This is a genomic window from Candidatus Poriferisocius sp., assembly GCF_965214065.1.
Lineage (GTDB): Bacteria > Actinomycetota > Acidimicrobiia > Acidimicrobiales > Bin134 > Poriferisocius.
The window spans coordinates 780,756-801,254 of record NZ_CBDCAT010000028.1 but is presented as its reverse complement, the minus strand read 5'-3'; the positions used below and the strand labels follow the sequence as shown (position 1 = coordinate 801,254).

Genomic DNA, 20,499 nt, shown 5'->3' with positions numbered 1-20,499 from the left:
TACTGCCAGTTGCCGCAGACCATCAAGCCTAATTCGGCCGACTCCAGCTGGTTCCACTAGACCCGGTGTCAGCGGCACCCCCAGGTCGAATTGCCCCCGATCCAAATCTGCCTCTTATGCGGTCGATTGCCTGATCGACATCGTGCCAAGACGGGGCAGCAGTGTCCTCGAATGAGAGCTGACGCTGGTCGGAATCCTCCAACTCAGAAACACCCACCCCAATCAATCGCACGCCCGGAGCCACATCCACTGCCTTGAGCAATTGTTTGGCCTCCCGGGCCAGGACCACCCCAGAATCGACTGCGCTGGCCAGAGTGTGAGATCTCGTGATGGTGGTGAAGTCCCCGAAACGGATCTTGATGGTGACCGTCCGCCCCGCTACCCCGGCAGCCCTCAGCCGGGAGGCCACTGAGTCGCTGAGCGTCACCAGTACTGCGCCGAGGTCCTCGTAGGTGTGGATGTCGCGGGCAAAGGTCTCCTCGCGGCTCATCGATTTGGCGGCCATCTCCGGCACCACCGGACGAGGGTCCACCGCGTTTGCCAGGCTGTGCAGATGCCGGCTGTGGGCCTTGCCGATGACCTCCTCCAACCGCCCGAGAGGGAGCTCGGCCAACTCCCCGATGGTGGCGATGCCGATCCGGTTGAGCTTGGCCAGCGTGACCGGTCCCACTCCCCAGATGTCTTGAACTGGGCGGGGAGCCAAGAACACCCGCTCCTCCCCCGCGGGCACCTCGAAAACCCCTGCCCCACCTGAAGGCCCCGACGGTGTGGGCTTGGGCTTGGCCAACTTGGAGCTCAGCTTGGCTAAGAACTTGACCGAAGCCACCCCGACCGCGCAATTGATCCTCTCATGCTCATAGACCCGCTCGCGGATCAGACGGCCGATCTCAACCGGGGGGCGCTGGGCACCGGATACATCAAGAAAGGCCTCGTCTACCGACAGGGGTTCGACCAGAGGCGTGAACGACCGGAGGATATCCATAATGCGCCCGCTCACCTCTGAGTAGAGCTCGTGATCGCCCGGCAAGAGCACAATCTCAGGGCACAGCCGACGGGCCTGGCCCGCTGGCATGGCTGAATGAACTCCGTAGGCTCGGGCCTCGTAAGAGGCCGAAGCCACCACACCCCGGCTGCCCGTGCCGCCTACTGCCACCGGCAAACCCCGCAATTCGGGACGCCGCAGCTGCTCCACCGACACAAAGAAGGCATCCATGTCAACGTGCAGGATCGACCCCGATTGCGGTCGGCTGAGGTCCCCTTGGGCTCTGCCTGTCATTGGCTATAACCGGACCACCGCGAGGCGGTCGATCTCGGTGCCGGTCACTTCGTAGCGAAAGCTCAGCATCTGCTCGGGGCGCTGGCGCCACCATTCCAATAGCGGCTCCCGCACCCAAGGGGGGCTCTGGACCAAGCGGGCTTGGCAACCTTCGGAGTCATAGAAATCAGCGTGCTCCACGATGCCGTCGGGGTCTTCCAGGACTATCTCGCCATTCCAATCAACCGCCCGATAGACCTCCACCCGCATCAGCCAGCCCAAGTCAGCAAAATTAACGGTGATCTCATACAGCGGCCCCTCCCAGACGTTGACTCGGATGCCGGTCTCCTCCCGCACTTCCCGGCTCAGAGCCTCCAGAAACGTCTCCCCCGGGTCCACCACTCCGCCAGGTGTGCTCCATTCCACCGAGTCGTTGCGGCGCCGGTTCCGCACCAGGAGCAGCTTCTCACCCTTCAGTACCACTCCCCCGGCCACCGCCCAATCCCGAACTCCGCCCCCGGCCCCTTCCGCCATCCCCCCAGTATGGCCCGACCCGGCGACAGCACGCCCCCAGCAATCAAGCCCGCGCCGCGCAGCACCATCTCAGCCACTGGTAATCTGAGCATCCCCCCTTTGGCCGGTCACCTCGATTAGGAGGTATCCATGTCATTGATGGAAAAGGAGAGGCCGCCGGGCAGGTCCAGGCGGCGTTTCACCAAGGAGTTCAAGGCTGACGCGGTGGCGTTGGTGTTGGACGGGGAAAGGCCGGTCGCCCATGTGGCCCATGATCTGGGTATCGGGGCGACGAGTTTGGGGAACTGGGTTCGCCAGGCCCGCGTCGACCGTGGGGAGAAGCCGGGTTTGACGACCGAGGAGCGCTCTGAGCTGGTGCGGTTGCGCCGGGAGAACTCGAAGCTGCGGATGGAGCGTGAGTTGCTCAAACGAGCGACGGCCTTCTGGGTGCAGGAGTCGGGCCAGTGACCCGCTATTTGTGGGTCGCTGCCCGGAGGGCCGAGGGGTTCCCGACCACAGCCGCGTGCCAGACAGCCGGCGTGAGCCGCCAGGCGTTCTATGACTGGTCCGCCCGCCACAAGGCGGGGCCCTCACCAGCCGAGCTGGCCGAGGCCGAGCTGGTCGCCGCGATACGCCGTGTCCACGTGGACTCCGGCGGGGCGTACGGGTCGCCGAGGGTGACCGCGGAGCTGCGCCGCCAGGGCCGGCGGGTGAACCCCAAGCGCGTCTGCCGGCTCATGCGGCTCCACGGGATCTGCGGCATCCACAAACGCCGCAAGCCCCGCTGGAACGGAACTGGAGGCACCCGCCCGGCGCCGGCCGATCTGGTGCGCCGCGACTTCCGGCCCGGCCCCCCGGATCGTGTGTGGGCCGGCGACATCACCTACATCCCCACCGGCCAGGGGTGGCTCTATCTGGCCGTCGTGTTGGACCTCGGGTCCAGACGGGCGGTCGGATACTCCATGGCCCCGCACATGTCCGCCCAACTGGTCATCGACGCGCTGGACACAGCCGCCGCCTCCAGAAGCGGCCGCACCGCAGGGGTGATATTCCACTCCGACAGGGGCCCGCAATATCTCAGCGGCGATTTCGCCTCGGCGCTGGCCCGCCACGGCATGAGCCAATCCGCAGGCCGGGTGGCAACTTGCTGGGACAACAGCGTCGCCGAGTCGTTCTTCTCATCCCTCAAAAGAGAACTCGTCACACAGACCCGGTTCTCCAGCCGAGACCAGGCCCGCCGAGAGATCTTCGCCTGGATCGGCCGCTACAACACACACCGGATCCACTCCACCCTCGACTACCGAACACCGACAGAATGGGAGAAACACCACCGGCAACGACTAGACCAAGCCGCATAAAACAAGTGTCCAGCCAACAGGGGGAAGCTCAAATCGGCAATCGCCTCGACCTTGAGTCTGGCGTTTGCCGCGAGATCAAAAACCGCTCGACGGCGCATCGATTCTGGGTTCCCGTGTCAGTTCAACAAGAGCTGTTTGGTGTGTTCGGGCTGCCAGGTGGTGATGGTGTGATCGGGGAAAGGGTCGCTAATGCCGTCGGGGCTGGATTGCGATCTTGCGGGTGGTGGCCCTGGGCGTGCCTGCCAGGGCGGGTAGTCAGCATATGGGGCTGGTGGTGGTCGTAGTTCGTAAGTGCCGTTTCGGTTTCGGTGTACGGTCCAGCCGTCGTCGTGGATGTTGTGGTGGCAGCTTTTGCAGACCAGAACGAGGTTGTCGATGTCGGTCGGGCCGCTGCTGAGCCATTCTTGGATGTGGTGGGCTTCGCACCATACGGCTGATCTTCCGCATCCGATGCAGTGCTTGTCTCTGATGATGAGCGCAGCCCGCTGGGCTTCGGTGGCCAGCCGGTGTTTGCGCCCCACCCACAGTTCCTGGCCCTCGGTGTCGAACACCGAAGGCACGATGTCGGCGTTGCAGGCCAGCCGCAGGGCCTCAGACACAGGCAGAGGCGTGCCGTCGAGCAGGCGGGCATCAGCCAGCTTCTGGTTCAGCGCGTCCCAGTCGGCGGTCAAGATCAGCGTAGTGCCCTGAGGCTTGCGGTCTTTGGCGTCGGCGCAGACCAGGTTCTCCAAGGCGTCGGCCATCCGCTGGTCGAACGCCGTCTGGTCGCCGTCTTTGCTGCTGTTGGCCAGGCGGCGCACCTCATCGGCCAGCGCAGCCTCCATACGATTCCCAGCAACCGGATCGAACCGTCCGTTCACAACGAACATACCGTCGTCAGGAGACTTAAAAAAACGAAATGAACGCCGCTCCCGCTGCTTGGCCATCAACGACTTGCCGTCATCGCCCGACTGCTCATGCTGGTGGTCACGCAGCGTCTTGGAGAAGGTGCCGAAATCCTCGTGTCGGGCCGCCTCCACCAGCACGGCCTCGTCAACGGGCCCCTGGGAAGCGGCCTTGGCGATCTGCTTGGCATGGGCCTCGGGAATCTCACCGGCGCCCAACGCATCAAGCGTCTCGGGAACCTGCGAAAGCTGGGAGGCCGTCTCCACCTCCTGTCGGGCCTGCTGCTTAGAAGCCTGAAGCTCTTCCAGAGCAACCCGCCGCGCCAAACCTTCGCCTCCCCGGCTGGCATACGCGGCCAGCGCTGCCGTCTTCATCGCCGCCAGCCGGGCCTCGGACCTCTTGATCAAACCCAGCCGCTCACGCAGCTCGCACAGCGATAAAACCTCGACATCAGCCGCCTCCGGCCAAACCGGCACCGAAGGCCCGCAATCAGCCCGTTTCCCCTGTTCAAGGGACCTAAACTCCATACATGCAAGTATACCGACCCCAGTGACAACAACCCCCTGAATAAGCTTGATTAGGTGAATATTTCTTATCAATCATCAATATCTATTTGAACACAAGTAACACCACTTACATCCCTCCACATTCCAGTGTGGAACCCATGGGAGGATGCTCGTTTCTTGTCTCTTATCAGCCAAGCGGGGCGATCTTGTCTGGGCTCGTGCCCCGGGCGAGTGCGGCCCAGGCTGCTCAAAGTTCTGAGCGATGCAGGTCACTCCACTGGTCGACCAGCTCTTGCGCACGCTTCGGGAGTCCTCCTCGCAGCAGCTGCGACGAATCGAAACGGCTCAGCTCCGGCACTGCCGGCTAGTCAGCGATTGCTGAGAAGGTTTCTGAGGACAGTTCGTCGAAGGTTTGGCCAGTGATGTCGAGGTAGAGGCTTAGCGGGCAGGCGTCGACTTCAGTGCCGTCACCCCACGCCACCGAACCGGAATCGGCCACAATGTGCGCTGAGTGCCAGAAGTCCTGGTCAGACCATGCCGCAAAAATGCCGCCAAGCGCCGCACTGTCGGACAGATCGACAGTGCCGGTGATGCCGTCATCAAACCGCAGCCAGAGCTTGTACGGCTCTAGAACCTCGAGTTCGACCACATGCGGCGACAGCACGCGATAAACGATACCGGCAATGCCCCGCCAACCGCGGACGAACTGCCTCGCCAAGCTAGCTATGGCGGCCTCACCGGCTATGAGCAGGCTCGGGCAAGTCCCAGTCATCAATCTCAAGGGTGGCCAAGTCCAGCAGGGCGTCTGCGGATGTCTGTTCGTCGGCCTCGGGTATCGGCAATCCCTTCAGCCGGTAGCCCAGAGATGGTTGGTCGTGGCACAACAACAAGTCGGCCGGCCCCTGGTTGATGGCCCGCTCGGCGTTCCCTCGACTGGAAGCACAAGCAGCAAACCCGCTCAGCAGTCAAGACCACGGTCAAGGACATCCTCGACAACGAGCTGCCCGACGTCTACGGACCAGAACTCTTCAATCGCAAAGTCGACGCCATCTTCGAGCACATCTACACCAGCTACCACGACAACGGCGAGTCTGTATACAGCTCACCGCCCCCGTAACATGGGCGGATGGTCGATCCGGGATCTCATGAGGAGCGCTCGGCGCTTCCTCCCAAGGGGGCGCGGTGGCTGGCCTTTGCGGCGATATTGCTCGGCGGACTGTGCGGTGGGCTGATCGGGTTCGCCTATATCGATCTCCAGTGTGAGGGCGACTGCGGCCTGTGGACCGGACTCGGCGCCTTGATAGGCGCGGTGGCCGGCACCGTGGGCTTGGCGGTAGTAGCTGTCTTGACTCTGCGGGCCATGGACGAGTGGCGCCGATTCGGCGGGCGTCGACAAGACCGCGACGGCTACTAATCCGGAGCGGGGTCCTCACCGCGGCCCCGCCAATACTGGGGTACCTATCAGGCCTAATCCGTGCTATTCGGGAGCTGAGGCCAGCGCGGCGACAGCCCGGTCTATGTCCGCGTCGCCCACATCCAAGTGGGTGACTAAGCGCACGATGCCAGGGGCCAAGAGCCCAACTCGGATACCGGCCAAACGCAAGTGGTCCAGTAGACCGAGGGAATCGGGATGGCGGAAAGCCACCACGTTGGTGAGCGGGCGCCCGCAGGCTGCTTCCGCTTCGCCCAACCGGGCACCGGGCCATCGCTCAGCCACCACCTGACCCAAGCGGTCGGCTCGGGCGTGGTCGTCGGCCAGCCGGTCTATGTGATGGTCGAGCGCATACATCCCGCCAGCAGCGATCACCCCGGCCTGGCGCATGGCCCCGCCCAGCCGCCTCCGGTGCAGTCGGGCCTCGGCCACCAGATCAGCCGGCCCGGCCAATAGCGATCCCACCGGCGCGCCCAGACCCTTCGATACGCACGACATGACTGTGCTCGCCGTGCTGGCCAACTCGGCGGCTGTGGTTTCCCGGGCAATGGCCGCGTTGAACAGGCGGGCGCCGTCCAGATGCACCGGAGGTCCCAGCCCAGCAGCCGCCGCAAGCTCCTCAGCCCCGAGGGCCAGACCGCCCGAGGCCAAATGGGTGTTCTCCAGGCAGATCAGCGATACCGCAGGCCAAAAGCCGCCGCGGCCCGCGGCCACTGCCTCGGCCGCTGCCGCCGCATCGACCACACCGCCGGTGTCGTCCACGGCGTAGATCTGGAAAGTATTGTTCCAACCAGTAGCACCGCTCTCATAGGACATCAGATGCTGCCGCCTGCCCACCACCACGTTGCTTCCCGGCGTTCCGTGCAGCCGAAGAGCGATCTGATTGCCCATCGTGCCCGAGGGCACGTAGACCGCGGCGGGTTTGTCGACAAGTTCGGCAAACCGGTCCTCCAAGCGGTTGACGGTCGGGTCCTCCCCATAGCGGTCATCCCCTACCGGCGCAGTGGCCATGGCCGCCCTCATGGGCTCGGTCGGCTGGGTCAGAGTGTCTGACCGAAGATCGACCACGCCGCGAGATGACATGGCAATGAGCGTAGAGTTTCAACCGTGCCGGAACCCGAATCATCTCCAATGCCAGGAATTCCCGCATGGGACTACCTGGAGAAGCTGGCCACGGAGGCCGCCGAAGTGGCGGCATCGCTGCTGCGGGCCGAGACCGGTGCCAAGCGTCAGATCGCGGCCAAATCGTCGCGCACCGACTTGGTAACCGACATGGACCTGGCCTGCGAAGCCGCCATTGTCGACTTCCTGACTGCTCGTCGGCCCAATGACGGGATGATGGGGGAAGAGGGCTCGGGTCGCGACGGCACCAGCGGCGTGCGCTGGATCATCGATCCCATCGACGGCACGGTCAACTTCATCTACGGCCATGTCGGCTTCGGGGTGTCGGTGGCCGCCGAAGTCGACGGCCAAGTTGTCGCCGGCGCAGTGATCGACCCGGTACTCAACGAGACCTTCACCGCCCACCGAGGCGGCGGGGCCCGCCTCAACGGAGACCCCACCGCTGTCCGCCCAGACGGCGACCCTGCTCTGGCCCTAGTGGCAACTGGGTTCTCCTACGCCCACGAACGGCGACCACGCCAAGCCGAGGTGCTGGGGGTGCTGCTGCCCCTCATTGGCGACATCCGGCGGGTGGGTGGGGCGGCGGTCGACCTCTGCACAGTGGCCTGCGGCCGAGTGGACGCCTTTTTTGAAGTGGGGCTCAACCCGTGGGACTACGCCGCCGGAGCCCTCATAGCAGAAGAGGCCGGCGCGGTTGTCCAAGACCTGAAAGGCGGCCCCCCTAGCAGCGATTTCGTGTTCGCAGCTTCTCCGGGAGTGGCCGACACCCTGCTTAAACTGCTGCAAGGCGCCGAGGCCGACCAACTATAAGGCCTCCTGCCACGCATTTGACCCAAAAATCGGGCACCATTCAAGGGTGGAAACCCGCATCTTGGCCATCGAGGACGACGAGAGAATTCGTACCGCGGTCCGCTTGGCCCTCGAAGACGAGGGCTGGGACGTTCAGGAGGCGGCCAACGGACAGGAGGCGTTCACCGCGTTCTCCGAGACTCCCGCCGACGTGGTGCTCATCGACATCATGCTTCCGGACATCGACGGGTTCGAGGTGTGCCGAACATTGCGCCGGACCAGCGACGTGCCCATCATCATGGTCACCGCCCGAGCCGACACCCATGACGTGGTAGCCGGATTGGAGGCAGGGGCCGATGACTATCTGACCAAGCCCTTCGCTCCCAAAGAGCTCTCCGCCCGCATCCGCGCCCTACTGCGCCGAGTGCGAATAACCGACACCGCCATGAGCGATCTCCGATTCGGCCAGCTGGAGATAATGCCCGAGCAGGGAATGGTGACCGTCAGCGGCGAAGAGGCCCACCTCACCAAAACTGAGTTCCGACTTCTGGTGGAGTTGGCCACCAACTCCGGAAAGGTACTCAGCCGAGAAGTTCTCCTTGAGCGAGTGTGGGATCTCGGGTACTTCGGCGATGGCCGTTTGGTGGACGTCCACATCCGACGGCTGCGTACCAAAATCGAGACCGACCCGGCCAACCCGCGCTACGTGGTCACCGTTCGCGGCCTGGGGTACAAGCTCCAGGCATAGGGGCGAAGTTGATGCCGGCACGGCCGGGACTCCGCTCCCGCATTTGGCACCGAGCGGGCTCCCGTGCCCGACTGCTCGGGCTTCGCACCCGAATCATCTTGGCCTTCGTGTTCACCACTCTCTTGCTGTCGGCCTTGCTCAGCGTGACCGTGTTCGCGCTGACCCGTCAAAACCTGCTCACCGGGCGGGAGAACGATGCCCTGGCCACGGTGGGGTTCAATGCCTCCACAGTCAGCCGCCGCCTCAATCCCGACATCGAGTCGGAAGCCCTCCAGAACCTGATCAGCACGCTGGCCACACCGGAAGGCTCTCGCCCAGTTCTTCGGGTGGGTGGCGACTGGTTCCAACAGTCCTTCGAGTTCGAGTCGGGCGACATCGATGAGCGCCTGCGCCGCACGGTGGAAGGCGGGAGGCCAGCCCAGATGCGCTACCGGGTCAGGGGCAAACCCTTCCTGGTAGTGGGCATCCCCATCCCCGACCGCAACGCCTCCTACTACGAGGCCACGCCGCTGGACGAAATAGAGGACACACTGGGCTCACTGGGAATCATCCTGGCCAGCGCCGGCGGAGGGGTGACTCTGGCATCGGCCGGGGTCGGCTCTTGGGCCAGCCGCCGCCTGCTGCGCCCACTGGTGAGCATCGGCGAAGCCGCTCAGTCCATCGCCCAGGGCGATCTGAGCACCCGTCTGGAAGCCGGGGCGGCCCGCGAACTGGTTGCGCTAACCGACTCGTTCAACGACATGGTGGGCGCCCTCCAAACCCGGATCGCCCAAGACGAGCGATTTGCTTCTGAGGTGAGCCACGAACTCCGCTCGCCCCTAATGACGCTCTCCGCTTCGGTGGAGGTCATGAACACCCGGCGGGCCGAACTGCCCGAGCGGGCTCGAACCGCGCTAGACCTGTTGACCGAGGACGTCAACCGATTCGAGCACCTCGTAGAGGACCTGCTGGAGATCTCCCGATTCGATGTGGGTACCGCCGAACTGGATCTCGATGTATTCAACCTGCTTGAGTTCGTTGAGAACGCAGTGTCGGCCACCAGCCCGGTTGTCATCCCCATCCTCTGCGATCCGGCCACCTCCATGGTGCGGGTCCAAGCCGACAAACGCCGGCTGATGCAGGTCATAGACAATCTCTTGACCAATGCTCAAAAGTACGCTCGAGGCGCCACCGGCATCGTCCTCAAGCATCGGGGGCAGAACATCGAGATCGTCGTGGAGGACGGCGGACCGGGAGTTGCCGCCGACGAGCGAGAGCACATTTTCGACCGGTTCTCCCGAGGCCGGGAAGCAGGCGAGCGGGGAGCCAGCACCGGTGTGGGCTTGGGATTGGCGCTGGTAGCCGAGCATGTGCGCCTTCACCAGGGTCGAGTCTGGTGCGAGGATCGGTTCGATGGCCTCCCTGGTGCCCGCTTCGTCGTCCACCTACCCATCGCAGTCGTATGACCCGGCTAGCAGCACTCTGGCGCCTGTGGGCGGTCCTCTCCGCAGCCGTGCTCGTGGCCGCAGCCTGCTCAGTGCCCGAGGACAATCGCCCCCGAGCGCTGGACTACTCCCTGCTCCCCGACGACTTGGTGGCAGCCACCGAAACTCCAGAGCCGACTCCGCTGATCACCCGGGAGGTCCTCATCTACCTGATCGACGAGAACAACCTGCTGTCTGACGTTGCCCGCAACGTGGCCAGCCCGGCTCGTCCTATCACGGTGCTGGAGGCTCTGTTCTCCGCGCCCAATGAAGCGGAGTCCGAACAAGCCTTGTCCACCGCTCTGCCGGCCGACGTCGAAGTGGTGTCCGTTGACATCGACCAAGCCAACGACCTCGTCACCGTGGCCCTGGAATCAGAAGTCTTCGAAGAGCGCCTCGAAGGCGAGAACCGCCAGCTGGCTGTAGCGCAGTTGGTATTCACGGCCACCGAGACCACCGGGACCGCCCGCTTCTCCTTGCTGCTGAACGGCAACCCCGTACCGCTTCCCACCGACAACGGCGAGAGCGACGTTCCGGTGACACGCAGCGGCTTCCAGTCGGTCGACCCTGAATACCAGCCCGAACCCACTCCGAGCGAGACCCCCACGCCAACCGAACCCCCCACGCCGACCGCGCCGCCCGAGACGCCGACTCCGACAGCTACCCCCACAGTCGTAGTGACTCCTACCCCCGAGCCCGGGCCTACCCTGCCGCCCGGGCTTCCTCCCGACTTCACCCTCGACTTGTCCTGAGACTGCCACCTACAGTGACAGTCAGGGAAAGAAGACCTTGGCCACGTCGTAAAGTGCTGGGCTAACCGGTTTCAGCTCGGCCACCGCATCAGCCAATCTCACCCGGGCCATTTCCCCGCCGCGAAAGGCCACCATCGACCCCCAGTCCCCGTCGTGGACGGCGTCGATAGCCGCGATGCCGTACCGCGAGCACAGAACCCGGTCTAGGGCGGAGGGAGTGCCCCCCCGCTGAACGTGGCCCAATACCGTCACTCGGGTGTCATAACCGGTGCGGGCCTCGATCTCGGTTGCCACCATTTGGCCGATTCCCCCCAGCCGGGCATGGCCGTACTGGTCGATCTCGGGCTCGGGCATATCCAAGGTCCCCTCTTTGGGCCGGGCACCCTCGGCCACCACCACAATGGATGCCCACCTGCCCCGCGCATGGCGCCGGGTGATGGCCTCGGCTACCGCGTCGATGTCGAAGGGCTCCTCGGGAATCAGGGTGAGTGTGGCTCCTCCGGCGATACCCGCCCAGGTGGCGATGTGCCCCACATGGCGACCCATCACCTCCACCACCATCACCCGATCGTGCGACTCGGCGGTTGTGTGCAGTCGGTCTATGGCCGCGGTGGCCACCCCCACCGCGGTGTCGAAACCGAAGGTGAGCTCGGTAAGTCCGATGTCGTTGTCGATGGTCTTGGGAACACCCACCACATTGGCCGCTCCCGCTTCATTTACGCCCACGCCCGCCGACAAAGTGCCTTCACCCCCGATGACGATCAAGGCGTCGGTGCCCGTTGCCCCAATGGTCGACCGCACCCGCTCGATCCCGTCCTCGTACATCCGGGGCGACATCCGAGAAGTGCCTAGAACGGTGCCGCCCCGGGGCAAGGTGCCCCGCATCCGCTCCACATCCAGCTCAACGAAATCGCCTTCTAGAACTCCCCTCCAGCCGTCAAGAAAGCCCAGAACGGTGTCTCCGTAATGGCGCTCGGCCTTGCGCACGATGGCCCGTATCACCGCATTCAGCCCGGGGCAGTCACCGCCTCCGCTCAGCACGCCGACTCTCATGGGGGGTTGGCCCGCTAACCCAGCTTGGTCAGTGATTGGCGGAGCTGTCGGATGGCCTGAGCGGTTCGCTGCTCATTCTCAATGAGGGCGAACCGCACGTGGCCCTCACCACCGGGGCCGAAGCCAACGCCGGGAGATACCGCCACCCGGGCATCACGAACCAGCCAGGAGGCGAATTCCACCGACCCCATCTCCCGGTAGGGCTCGGGGATCTTGGCCCACACGAACATTGTCCCCTTGGGAGGCTCCACCTCCCAGCCCATGCGGTTCAGCCCCGAGCAAAGGGCGTCTCGGCGGCTCTGGTAGATGTCGCACACCTCTTTGGGGAAGCCGGGAGCCTCATTCAAGGTCACCGTGGCTGCTATTTGAATGGGTTGGAAGGTGCCGTAGTCCAGATACGACTTGAGCTTGGCCAAAGCCGCCACCACCTGGGGATTTCCCACCATGAACGCCACCCGCCAACCAGCCATGGAAAAAGACTTAGTCATGGAGTAGAGCTCCACCGCCACATCCTTGGCCCCCTCAACCTGCATGATCGACGGCGGCAGGTAGCCGTCGTACCCCAGGTCGGCATAGGCGAAATCGTGGACCAACAGCACATCGTGCTCTTTGGCAAAAGCCACGACACCGGCCATGAACTCCAAATCCACGCATGCGGTGGTGGGATTGTGGGGAAACGACAGCACAATGATGCGGGGCTTGGGCCAGGAGTACTGCCAGCGCTCCTGCATGGTGCCGAAGAAATCGGTCCCGGTGCTCAGCGGGATCTCACGCACCTCGGCGCCAGTGAACAACGGGGCGTACAGATGTATCGGATAAGACGGCGACGGGACCAAAGCAGCGTCACCGGGTTGCAGCAGGGTCCACATGAGGTGGGAGAACCCCTCTTTGGCCCCGATGGTGTTGATCACCTCGGTATCAGGATCGAGATACACCCCGAATCGCCGGGCATAATACCCGGCGATAGCCTCGCGCAGCTTGGGGATCCCACGGCTGGCTGAGTAGCGGTGGTTGCGGGGGTTCTGGACGGCCTCCGCCAGCTTCTCCACCGCTATATCGGGCGACGGGAGGTCGGGGTTGCCAAACCCCAGGTCGATGATGTCGTGGCCAGCTCGGCGACCCTCCACCTTCAGATCGTTGATGATGGTGAAGACATAGGGAGGCAGGTTGTTGATGCGGCGAAACTCCACAGAGTCAATCTACTTTCCCGCGAGCGGATTTAACGTGGTTTCCCAGCGCCGGTTTCGGCTCGGCGGCGAAGGTCCTCCAGCGCGGTTCGCATGACTCGAGCTTCGGCCCGGCGCTTCACAAACCCGGGCAGGGGCATCACCATCTGAACGGCGAGGTGGTAGGTGACCTCGGTGCGATCCGGCTCACCGGAAACTGGGTTGAAGCAGTACTCCCCGTCGAGGCGCCTGGTCAGATCGCCCTGCACCAAACGCCAGGACACCCGCAGCGGGTTGGATCCGTAGTAGTACTCCAGCACGTAGTTGGTGCTGCGGCCCATGGCCGCAGCCCGAAACGACACCAAACCGCCCCGGCCATCATCATCCCGTCGGATCACCTCGACCTGCTTCACCTCGGTGGCCCATTCGGGATAGGACTCGAAGTCGCACACCACCTCAAAGCAGCGCTCCGGCGATGCTTCAATCGAAATGCTCTTGGTGGCCTGGTCAAACATCGTCACCGTTCCTGCTGGGATCGCCGCGTTCTGAAGTTGTGCTGTTGGAGGGCCGGGGTTGGAAGGTCCCGTGCCTGGCTCCCCAAGCGCCAGACAAGCCCAGCGCGTAGACAGGTACCAGGATACCGAACGCGGAGGCAGTGAAGGGACGCACTGAGGCGGCGGCCAGCGCCACCACCACTTCCACAGCCAGCGCGGCCATCATCGAGAACCGCACCGAACGAGGAGCGCAACCGGCCAGGAAATACAGGCCGCTCACACCGATCAGCTCATAACGGCTGCGCTGCAATGCCCGTTGGAAGGCCCACAGCATGGCCGCGCACCCAACGGCCAGCAGTCCAAGCGACACCACGGCAATGGGAACAGCCATCGGGTCGGGAAATGCCGTAGTAAGAATGGCTACCGCGGTGAAGACACCGGTCCCTGCCCAGCAGGCCTGAGGGAATTCCCGACCCTCGACTCCCGGCGCCACCAGATAGTCGCGCAGCACGATCAACGGCTCTTCCTGCGGGCGATGACCTCGGCGATCACGGTTCGAAGTCGCTCGGCCATGTGGTCGTAGGAGAATTCGGCCACTGCCCTCAGCCGGCTATCCATCCCCATCTGTCGAAGGCGAACCCGATCCGACAGCATGGCGTCCAAGGAGGCGATTACCGCATCACGATGGCTGGGCCTGTCCACCACCAGGCCGGTCCTTCCATGCTCCACCGCTTCGGCCGCTCCCCCGCTGTCTCCGGCCAGCTGCGGCACTCCGGCCGCGGCTGCCTCCAAGAACACGATGCCGAAACCTTCCTGCTCCAAGCCGCCCCAGCGCTGGCGGCAGATCATGGCAAACACGTCGGCGCAGCCGTACAGATCGGGCAAATCCGAGTCGGCCACCCGGTCGAGAAGGCGGGCGGGTGCGCCAGTGCGCCCGATGAGGCGGTCCAGCCGGGCCCGGTCCCGCCCCGCCCCGGCCACGGCCAACGTGAGCCCCGGATGCCGGTCAGCTAGCCGGGCGGATGCCGAGATCAGCACATCCATGCCTTTGCGAGGCACCAACCGGCTGATCGACACCACCACCGGGGCATCGACCGGTAGCCCGAACCGAATGCGGGCATCTCGTCGCTGGACCGCATTCAGGGGCTTGAAGCGCTCGATATCCACCCCCGGGGGCACGATGACTGCGGGCAGCGGTCCCCCCGCAGCCCTTTCGGCCTCATCCACCGAGTACCGGCCGGCAGTGACAACCACCTGCGCGCCGCGCAGAACTTGAGCCAAGAGCTGCTTGGTGCCCGGCAGGCGTCCGGGAACGGTCACCTCAGCACCATGGAGAATCACGCCATAGGGATGGGGCAAGCGCGGGGCCAGTGCTCCCAAGGGAACGGCGGGGTCGTATAGAACCAGTTCGGCGCCGATCTCGTCGGCCAACTCTGTGATCTCTTCGCCCATGTCGGAGGTGGGAAGAAGAAATTGGCGAGGAGAGCGGATCACCTGGTGGTTCTGTTGGGCATCCCATTCCGCGTCTCCGGGATGGGAGCGGGTCAGCACACAGACGTCGTCAGGTGGCAGCCGGCGCCACAGCTCCCACAGGTAGTTCTGAATACCCCCGAGCTTGGGGGGATAGTCGTTGGTGACCAGCAGGTGCCGGGCCATTGCTCAAACCGACGCCACTGCGCCCACACCAAGGCGACGGGCGGCCCAATCGGCGTGGCGCACCAGCATGGGATCGGGATCCGACTCATAGCGGCGCACGATTTCGATCACTTCAGGATCGGCCCCTCGTCCAGAGTTTCCCAGTGCGATCAGCGCGTTGCGCCGCACATAGCGAGGCTCCCGCCGGGGGATGTACCAGCGGCCGTAGCGGGCCATCAGCTCGTCGTCGTCCGATTCCAGCAGTTCCACAAGGTCTACCCAGGCGATGTCATCATCGAGCCCTTCCCCCGCATTGCCGCTGTTCGACTCGGCATGTCGGTTGGGCGGGCACACCTCCTGGCAGTCGTCGCAGCCGTAGATCCGATCGCCGAGCGCCTCGCGAAACTCGAGGGGGAAATCTCCGTCAGCCTGCACCAGCCAGGCCAGACAGCGCCGGGCGTCGATCACGCCTGGGGCCACAATGGCGCTGGTCGGGCAGCCGTCCAAGCATCGGCGGCACGGCCCGCACTGGTCGGGAACCGGGGTAGAGGGTTCGAGCGCAGCGGTGGTGATCACCGAGCCCAGCACAAACCAGCTCCCCTGACCGGGCAACAGGATGTTGCTGTTCTTTCCGTACCATCCCAGCCCGGCCCGTCGAGCCGCCTCCCGATCCACCAACGTGTTGTCGTCGGCCACCACCGCGGCCTTGTGCCCAACGCCTCTCAGGATCTCGGCTATGTGGCCCAGGGAACATCGCAGCTTGGCGTAGTGGTCGCTGCGGGCGTAGGCAGCCACCCGCCCCGCGGCCCGGTCCGGAGCGGCCGGAGCGGAAATGCGATAGCCGAGCGCGCCGACCACCAGGGACTGGGCGCCAGGAACAGCTTTTGCGGGGTCGGTGGAACGGTTGGGGTTGCGATAGGTAAAGGCCATCCCCCCGTGCAGCCCACGCTCTCGCCGCTCCGTGAGCGTGACCCGGGTGGACTCGAACGGCTCGGCTGAAGCCACCCCAACGGAGTCGAGTCCCGCAGCCAATCCGGCGGCGATCACGTCATCGGCGCTGACGGTGCTCACCGTACCGCGAACCCCAGAAAATCATCTCCATCGTCCATCTCAACGCCCATCAGCACGAGGAGCTTGCTGGGTTGAACAAGATTGGCCCCCAGTTTGCGCGCGCTCTCTCGGACCCGGCTGTCGTGGGATACCACCACCAACGGCTGCCACAATGGATAGTCGCGGCATCGCTCGATTATTACATCATCGGCCTCAATACCCGCCGGGGAGAAGCGAACGGTCACCCCGAGCGAGCGAGCGGTAGTGGAGATGTAGTCGTAGTCGGTCGCAGTGCCGTCAAATACCACCACAATCTCGGCCTCTGGATACCGAGCGCTCATTTCCTCCAGCCTTTGCAACAGACGCATCCGCTGCTCTCGCACCGGAAACCCCTGCCAGCTCTTGAAGGTCACGTTGTAGCCGTCCACCAGCATCACCACCTTGGGTGTCCGCAGAAGGTGCTCTGTGGCAACCACGGTGTCCTTGAGCATGCCGGGAGGCAAGGTAACTGGTGTCCGACGAGTAAGCGGAGGCGGAGACTCGTGCTCGGGTTCCCTCGGAGGCGTGAACCCTGCTTCCCGCGCCGCGGCCACTTCCACCTCAGCCACCGCCAATCGCTCCTTGAGTCTTCCGACTTCCTCCTCGTGCTGTTGGCGGGAATCTCTCAGCTCCCTGTTGAGCCGCTCGATCTCCTTTTGTGCTTTCTTGAGCCTGTCGTCGGTTCGAGACTCTTTCCGCTGAATGCGCTCCAGATTCTTTTGGATGGCGTCCAGGTCTCCACGAGTTTTGGCCAACTCAGTAGCCAGCTTGATGGACTCCTCTTGGGATTGACGGGCCTCGGCGCGGGCCTGTGTGGACTCCAACCGGGCCTCATTGCGGTCGCGCCCGGACTTCTCCCGCTGGCGCTCGGCCTTTTCCAAGGCTGCCTCGGCCCTTCGCAACCTCTGCTCCAGTACTCGGTGGCTCTGAGCGTCGGCTGCCATTTCCGACTCCTGCTCCGCCGCCGCGGACAGTTCTGCGCACTCCTTCTCCCAGCCGTCCGGGCGGGCCAGCCACAGCCACCCGACCCGGCCCACCTTCTTCTCGTTGATGGCCTCCACCACTCGCTCTCGAAACTCTTCGTCGTCTTCCACCACCTGGCGCACTTGGTCCAAGGCCCGTTCCGAGAACTTCTTGAATGTCAGGAGCTGCTTCAACCGCGTCGGCGGGTCCACCGGAGGCTTCTCCTTCTGCCCTTCTCGAGCCACCTCCACTACGGCTTTCAACGCTTCCCTCAGAGCTTCATTGGTAGGACTATCTCCCGGTCTCATCCTTGTTCCTCCTCGGCTCGGGCCGCATTGGAGACTGAGACGAAGTTCTCTAGAACCTGCCCAGCCAAGCCTTCGTCTATCGACACCGCGGCAGCCTCCAGCCCTTGTGCCATTGTGTGGGAAACCTCGGCTACCACCAGGGCGGCAGCCGCGTTGAGCGTCACGATATCCCGGTGCGCTCCCCCCTGGCCGTCGAACACCCGGCGCAGACAGTCGGCATTGACCGACGCATCCCCTCCCCTCAGGTCACCTAGGGATGCCGGTGCCAATCCGAACTCTGCTGGGTCCACTGTGTAGCGAAGCGTATCGCTGTCCCGCAGCTCCCAGACGTCGGTCGGGCTGGTGGTCGACAGCTCGTCCAATCCGTCGTGGCTGTGCACGATCATGGCCCGCTCCGAGCCGGTGGCGGACAGCACCTCCAACATGATCTCGGCCATCGCCCGGTCGCTGGTTCCCACCAGCTGGCGCCTGACACCGGCCGGATTGGCCAGCGGCCCCAGAAAATTGAACACGGTGCCCACTCCCAATTCCCGGCGGGGCGGACCGGCGTGGCGCATGGCCGGGTGAAATCGAGGAGCCAAACAAAAGCCAAAGCCAGTTTCAGTCATACACCGGGCCACTCCGACCGGGCCCAGGTCGATGACCGCACCCAGCTCTTCCAGAACATCGGCTGAGCCGCAGAGCGACGAGGCCGACCGATTGCCGTGCTTGCACACTCTGGCCCCCGCCCCCACGGCCACCAGCGCCGCGGCGGTGGACACATTGATGCTGCCGCTGTGATCGCCGCCGGTGCCACACGTGTCGATGAGGCCTGCGGCGTCCAATGGGACTGCTTCCGCGGCGGCACGCATCGCCGATAGCAGGCCGACCAGCTCCTCGGCGGTCTCCCCCTTGGTGCGCAAGGCCATCACGAATCCACCGATCTGCGCCGGAGTGGCTTGCCCGCTCAAGATCTCGGTCATGGCCGCATTGGCGACGTCGGCGGTGAGGTGGCCGCCTTCCGTCAGCCGGCGGAATAACCCTGCCCACCCTCCGTGTTCGTCCAGGCTCACCGTCTTAGTGTGGACCATCATCCCCGCCCTGCCACAATCTCTTTCATGAACATTTGCGTCATCGACGTGGGCACCAGCAGCATCCGCTCGGCGGTGACCGACGGGCACAGAGTGACCTGCTTTCGCCAGCAGCGCACGCCGCCCGACATGCCCGAGCCGGGACTGGTGGAGTTCGATGCCGGCGAAATGGCCGGGGTCATCCTTCAGACCGCCACCGAGGTGATCGAAGAGGTTGGCGGGGTCGACGCCGTGGCCGTGACCAACCAGCGCGGATCGGCGGTGGTGTGGGACCGCAAGACCGGTGAGCCGGTGGGCCCCGCGCTGGGCTGGCAGGATCTCCGCACGGTGGGCGAATGCCTGGGGTGGCAGGCCGAGGGGCTTCGGCTGGTGCCCAACGAATCGGCTACCAAGCTGGTCTGGCTGCTCGACCGGCACGACCCCGACCGCACCCGCGACCTCTGCTTCGGCACTGTGGACACATGGGCGATGTGGTGCTTGTCACAGGGTGCCAGCCATGTGGTGGATCCCTCCAACGCGGCCATGAGCGGGATGCTGAGCGACGATGGAACCCGCTGGTCGGACGAGATCACCGACAGAATCGGAGTGCCATCTAGCTGCCTGCCAGAGATCGTGGACTCCACCGGGGTGGCGGGCGCCGCTACCGCCCTTCCCGGCAGCCCGCCGATTGCCGGGATAATCGGCGACCAGCAATCATCGCTGATCGGGCAGCGCTGCGTGCTGGAGGGACTGGCCAAGCTCACCTTCGGCACCGGTGCCTTCTTGGATGTTTGCACCGGCCCCGACAGGCCCATTGCCGACAAGCGCAGCGACCGGGGAACATTCCCAATCGTGGCCTGGCAGGAGAACGGAGCCATTGTCTGGGGGGTGGAGGCCATGATGATCGCCGCCGGGTCCAACATGAGCTGGCTCATCGACGACATGGGCCTGCTGGCCGACCCCTCCGAGTCGATCGAGATTGCCGGAAGCGTGGCTGATGCCGGGGGGGTGGTGTATGTACCAGCCCTCTACGGCCTTGGCACCCCTTACTGGGACTTCGGGGCCCGGGGGGCGCTATTCGGCATCACCGGGGGAACCACCGCGGCCCACATCGTGCGGGCGGTGTTCGAAGGAGTGGCCCAGCGAGCCGCCGACTTGGTGGAAGCCGCCGAGGCCGACAGCGGCCACCGCTTGGAGCGGCTCAGAGTGGACGGCGGGATGTCGCAGAACCCGGTTTTCATCCAGATCCTGGCGGACGCCCTGGGCCGGACGGTGGAGCTGTGCCCGGTGCCGGAGGGCACTGCGCTGGGCGCGGCGGTCCTGGCCGGACGGGCACTGGGCCAGTGGTCTAGCTGGCAGGAGGTGGCCGACTCGTGGTCGCCGCGAGCAGTGATCGAGCCGCAGGCAGCCGTCGACCGTGACCGCTGGCGCGACGCGGTCGCCCGAGCTTCCCGCTGGTATCCCGAGCTTTCCGACATCGGCCTGTAAAACCCCCTCGCCCCAACGTGGCCGGGCTGTCAGACTAGATACACGGTGAGTCGGCCGGGTGGCCGCGGCATCGGGGCTTGGTCTTGCAGGCTGCGATGTTGAGGAAGGTCGGGACTCCGCAGGGCAACGGTGCTGGCTAACAGCCAGTCGGGGCGACTCGAAGGAAAGTGCCACAGAGAACAAACCGCCGATGGCCCGGATTTCCGGGCACAGGCAAGGGTGAAACGGTGCGGTAAGAGCGCACCAGGGGCCGGGGCGACCCGGCTCGCTCGGCAAACCCCACCGGGAGCAAGGCCAAGCAGGGGACATGGTGGCCCGCCGCCCCAAAAGGGGCAGTCCCCGGGTAGGCCGCTTAGATGGATGGCCGCCCAAGGTCCGCAAGGACCCGGACAGAATCCCGCCTACAGGCCGACTCACCGTCCAATCTCTCT

21 protein-coding genes and 1 other RNA gene are annotated in these 20,499 nt (G+C 64.7%); 9 read left to right on the top strand and 13 right to left on the bottom strand.

Annotated elements, in window-relative coordinates:
* Positions 1–28: 28 nt before the first annotated feature.
* Both ACOOGG_RS15125 and ACOOGG_RS15120 read right to left on the bottom strand, forming a co-directional pair.
* A complete protein-coding gene (locus ACOOGG_RS15125) occupies positions 29–1,276 on the bottom strand; it encodes a DNA polymerase IV (protein ID WP_420436494.1) in 1,248 nt (415 codons plus the stop codon).
* Between the two features lie 3 nt (positions 1,277–1,279).
* On the bottom strand, positions 1,280–1,789 hold the full coding sequence (locus tag ACOOGG_RS15120) for an NUDIX hydrolase (RefSeq protein ID WP_420436492.1): 510 nt from the start codon (positions 1,787–1,789) through the stop codon (positions 1,280–1,282).
* 129 nt (positions 1,790–1,918) lie between these two features.
* On the opposite strand from ACOOGG_RS15120, the gene ACOOGG_RS15115 reads away from it, so the two are divergent.
* Together ACOOGG_RS15115 and ACOOGG_RS15110 are read left to right on the top strand one after the other, a co-directional pair.
* Positions 1,919–2,236: a transposase gene (locus ACOOGG_RS15115; protein WP_420433439.1), complete on the top strand. Its 318-nt coding sequence runs from the start codon at positions 1,919–1,921 to the stop codon at positions 2,234–2,236.
* A complete protein-coding gene (locus ACOOGG_RS15110; protein WP_420433441.1) occupies positions 2,233–3,126 on the top strand; it encodes an IS3 family transposase in 894 nt (297 codons plus the stop codon). The genes ACOOGG_RS15115 and ACOOGG_RS15110 overlap by 4 nt, the downstream gene beginning before the upstream one ends.
* 116 nt (positions 3,127–3,242) lie before the next feature.
* On the opposite strand, the gene ACOOGG_RS15105 is transcribed toward ACOOGG_RS15110, so the two are convergent.
* The gene (locus tag ACOOGG_RS15105; RefSeq protein WP_420436490.1) at positions 3,243–4,538 is read right to left on the bottom strand and encodes a DUF222 domain-containing protein; all 1,296 of its coding nucleotides are present in this window, start codon (positions 4,536–4,538) and stop codon (positions 3,243–3,245) included.
* A gap of 343 nt (positions 4,539–4,881) precedes the next feature.
* A complete protein-coding gene (locus ACOOGG_RS15100) occupies positions 4,882–5,235 on the bottom strand; it encodes a DUF2442 domain-containing protein (RefSeq protein WP_420436488.1) in 354 nt (117 codons plus the stop codon).
* A 408-nt stretch (positions 5,236–5,643) separates the two neighbouring features.
* Here ACOOGG_RS15100 and ACOOGG_RS15095 point away from each other — a divergent pair, with 408 nt between their 5' ends.
* Positions 5,644–5,931, top strand: a complete 288-nt coding sequence (locus tag ACOOGG_RS15095) for a hypothetical protein (RefSeq protein ID WP_420436486.1) — start codon at positions 5,644–5,646, stop codon at positions 5,929–5,931.
* Positions 5,932–5,994: 63 nt separating this feature from the next.
* Here the strand turns inward: ACOOGG_RS15095 and ACOOGG_RS15090 are convergent, their stop codons facing one another.
* Positions 5,995–7,032, bottom strand: coding sequence for a threonine aldolase family protein (locus tag ACOOGG_RS15090; RefSeq protein WP_420436484.1), 1,038 nt, complete (start codon positions 7,030–7,032; stop codon positions 5,995–5,997).
* Between the two features lie 48 nt (positions 7,033–7,080).
* Here ACOOGG_RS15090 and ACOOGG_RS15085 point away from each other — a divergent pair, with 48 nt between their 5' ends.
* From ACOOGG_RS15085 to ACOOGG_RS15070, 4 genes are read left to right on the top strand one after another with little or no spacing between them, the layout of a single operon-like run.
* Positions 7,081–7,881, top strand: a complete 801-nt coding sequence (locus tag ACOOGG_RS15085) for an inositol monophosphatase family protein (RefSeq protein ID WP_420436482.1) — start codon at positions 7,081–7,083, stop codon at positions 7,879–7,881.
* Positions 7,882–7,927: 46 nt separating this feature from the next.
* On the top strand, positions 7,928–8,608 hold the full coding sequence (locus ACOOGG_RS15080) for a response regulator (RefSeq protein WP_420436480.1): 681 nt from the start codon (positions 7,928–7,930) through the stop codon (positions 8,606–8,608).
* 11 nt (positions 8,609–8,619) lie between these two features.
* Entirely contained in the window at positions 8,620–10,053 is a 1,434-nt protein-coding gene (locus ACOOGG_RS15075) for a sensor histidine kinase (protein ID WP_420436478.1), read from the top strand.
* Complete coding sequence (locus tag ACOOGG_RS15070) at positions 10,050–10,823, top strand: GerMN domain-containing protein (RefSeq protein WP_420436476.1); 774 nt, start codon at positions 10,050–10,052, stop codon at positions 10,821–10,823. Before ACOOGG_RS15075 ends, ACOOGG_RS15070 begins: the two co-directional genes overlap by 4 nt.
* 21 nt (positions 10,824–10,844) lie before the next feature.
* Here the strand turns inward: ACOOGG_RS15070 and ACOOGG_RS15065 are convergent, their stop codons facing one another.
* From ACOOGG_RS15065 to trpD, 8 genes are read right to left on the bottom strand one after another with little or no spacing between them, the layout of a single operon-like run.
* On the bottom strand, positions 10,845–11,876 hold the full coding sequence (locus ACOOGG_RS15065) for a 6-phosphofructokinase (RefSeq protein ID WP_420436474.1): 1,032 nt from the start codon (positions 11,874–11,876) through the stop codon (positions 10,845–10,847).
* Positions 11,877–11,890: 14 nt separating this feature from the next.
* Positions 11,891–13,066, bottom strand: a complete 1,176-nt coding sequence (locus ACOOGG_RS15060) for an aminotransferase class I/II-fold pyridoxal phosphate-dependent enzyme (protein ID WP_420436472.1) — start codon at positions 13,064–13,066, stop codon at positions 11,891–11,893.
* 29 nt (positions 13,067–13,095) lie between these two features.
* The gene (locus ACOOGG_RS15055; protein WP_420437623.1) at positions 13,096–13,557 is read right to left on the bottom strand and encodes an SRPBCC family protein; all 462 of its coding nucleotides are present in this window, start codon (positions 13,555–13,557) and stop codon (positions 13,096–13,098) included.
* Positions 13,550–14,053, bottom strand: coding sequence for a hypothetical protein (locus tag ACOOGG_RS15050; RefSeq protein ID WP_420436470.1), 504 nt, complete (start codon positions 14,051–14,053; stop codon positions 13,550–13,552). Before ACOOGG_RS15050 ends, ACOOGG_RS15055 begins: the two co-directional genes overlap by 8 nt.
* Positions 14,050–15,192: a glycosyltransferase family 4 protein gene (locus ACOOGG_RS15045; RefSeq protein WP_420436468.1), complete on the bottom strand. Its 1,143-nt coding sequence runs from the start codon at positions 15,190–15,192 to the stop codon at positions 14,050–14,052. The genes ACOOGG_RS15050 and ACOOGG_RS15045 overlap by 4 nt, the downstream gene beginning before the upstream one ends.
* A gap of 3 nt (positions 15,193–15,195) precedes the next feature.
* Positions 15,196–16,242 (bottom strand): tRNA epoxyqueuosine(34) reductase QueG, encoded by a 1,047-nt coding sequence (gene queG / locus ACOOGG_RS15040; RefSeq protein ID WP_420436466.1) that lies wholly within the window; start codon positions 16,240–16,242, stop codon positions 15,196–15,198.
* Positions 16,239–17,531 carry an NYN domain-containing protein gene (locus ACOOGG_RS15035; protein ID WP_420436464.1) on the bottom strand — a complete coding sequence of 431 codons (1,293 nt, stop codon included), beginning with the start codon at positions 17,529–17,531 and terminating at the stop codon, positions 16,239–16,241. The genes queG and ACOOGG_RS15035 overlap by 4 nt, the downstream gene beginning before the upstream one ends.
* Positions 17,528–18,583: an anthranilate phosphoribosyltransferase gene (trpD, locus tag ACOOGG_RS15030; protein ID WP_420436462.1), complete on the bottom strand. Its 1,056-nt coding sequence runs from the start codon at positions 18,581–18,583 to the stop codon at positions 17,528–17,530. Before trpD ends, ACOOGG_RS15035 begins: the two co-directional genes overlap by 4 nt.
* A gap of 45 nt (positions 18,584–18,628) precedes the next feature.
* Here trpD and ACOOGG_RS15025 point away from each other — a divergent pair, with 45 nt between their 5' ends.
* Together ACOOGG_RS15025 and rnpB are read left to right on the top strand one after the other, a co-directional pair.
* On the top strand, positions 18,629–20,068 hold the full coding sequence (locus ACOOGG_RS15025) for an FGGY family carbohydrate kinase (RefSeq protein ID WP_420436460.1): 1,440 nt from the start codon (positions 18,629–18,631) through the stop codon (positions 20,066–20,068).
* Positions 20,069–20,114: 46 nt separating this feature from the next.
* Positions 20,115–20,488: RNase P RNA component class A (gene rnpB / locus ACOOGG_RS15020), an RNA gene on the top strand.
* Positions 20,489–20,499: the final 11 nt, after the last annotated feature.

Coding starts and splice junctions, on each gene's coding strand:
- ACOOGG_RS15115 (WP_420433439.1), top strand. CDS start 1,919: ATGTCATTGATGGAAAAGGAGAGGCCGCCGGGCAGGTCCAGGCGGCGT.
- ACOOGG_RS15045 (WP_420436468.1), bottom strand. CDS start 15,192: ATGGCCCGGCACCTGCTGGTCACCAACGACTATCCCCCCAAGCTCGGG.
- ACOOGG_RS15065 (WP_420436474.1), bottom strand. CDS start 11,876: ATGAGAGTCGGCGTGCTGAGCGGAGGCGGTGACTGCCCCGGGCTGAAT.
- ACOOGG_RS15125 (WP_420436494.1), bottom strand. CDS start 1,276: ATGACAGGCAGAGCCCAAGGGGACCTCAGCCGACCGCAATCGGGGTCG.
- ACOOGG_RS15070 (WP_420436476.1), top strand. CDS start 10,050: ATGACCCGGCTAGCAGCACTCTGGCGCCTGTGGGCGGTCCTCTCCGCA.
- ACOOGG_RS15120 (WP_420436492.1), bottom strand. CDS start 1,789: ATGGCGGAAGGGGCCGGGGGCGGAGTTCGGGATTGGGCGGTGGCCGGG.
- ACOOGG_RS15105 (WP_420436490.1), bottom strand. CDS start 4,538: ATGGAGTTTAGGTCCCTTGAACAGGGGAAACGGGCTGATTGCGGGCCT.
- ACOOGG_RS15095 (WP_420436486.1), top strand. CDS start 5,644: ATGGTCGATCCGGGATCTCATGAGGAGCGCTCGGCGCTTCCTCCCAAG.
- ACOOGG_RS15035 (WP_420436464.1), bottom strand. CDS start 17,531: ATGAGACCGGGAGATAGTCCTACCAATGAAGCTCTGAGGGAAGCGTTG.
- ACOOGG_RS15025 (WP_420436460.1), top strand. CDS start 18,629: ATGAACATTTGCGTCATCGACGTGGGCACCAGCAGCATCCGCTCGGCG.
- ACOOGG_RS15055 (WP_420437623.1), bottom strand. CDS start 13,557: ATGTTTGACCAGGCCACCAAGAGCATTTCGATTGAAGCATCGCCGGAG.
- ACOOGG_RS15085 (WP_420436482.1), top strand. CDS start 7,081: ATGCCAGGAATTCCCGCATGGGACTACCTGGAGAAGCTGGCCACGGAG.
- ACOOGG_RS15090 (WP_420436484.1), bottom strand. CDS start 7,032: ATGTCATCTCGCGGCGTGGTCGATCTTCGGTCAGACACTCTGACCCAG.
- ACOOGG_RS15075 (WP_420436478.1), top strand. CDS start 8,620: ATGCCGGCACGGCCGGGACTCCGCTCCCGCATTTGGCACCGAGCGGGC.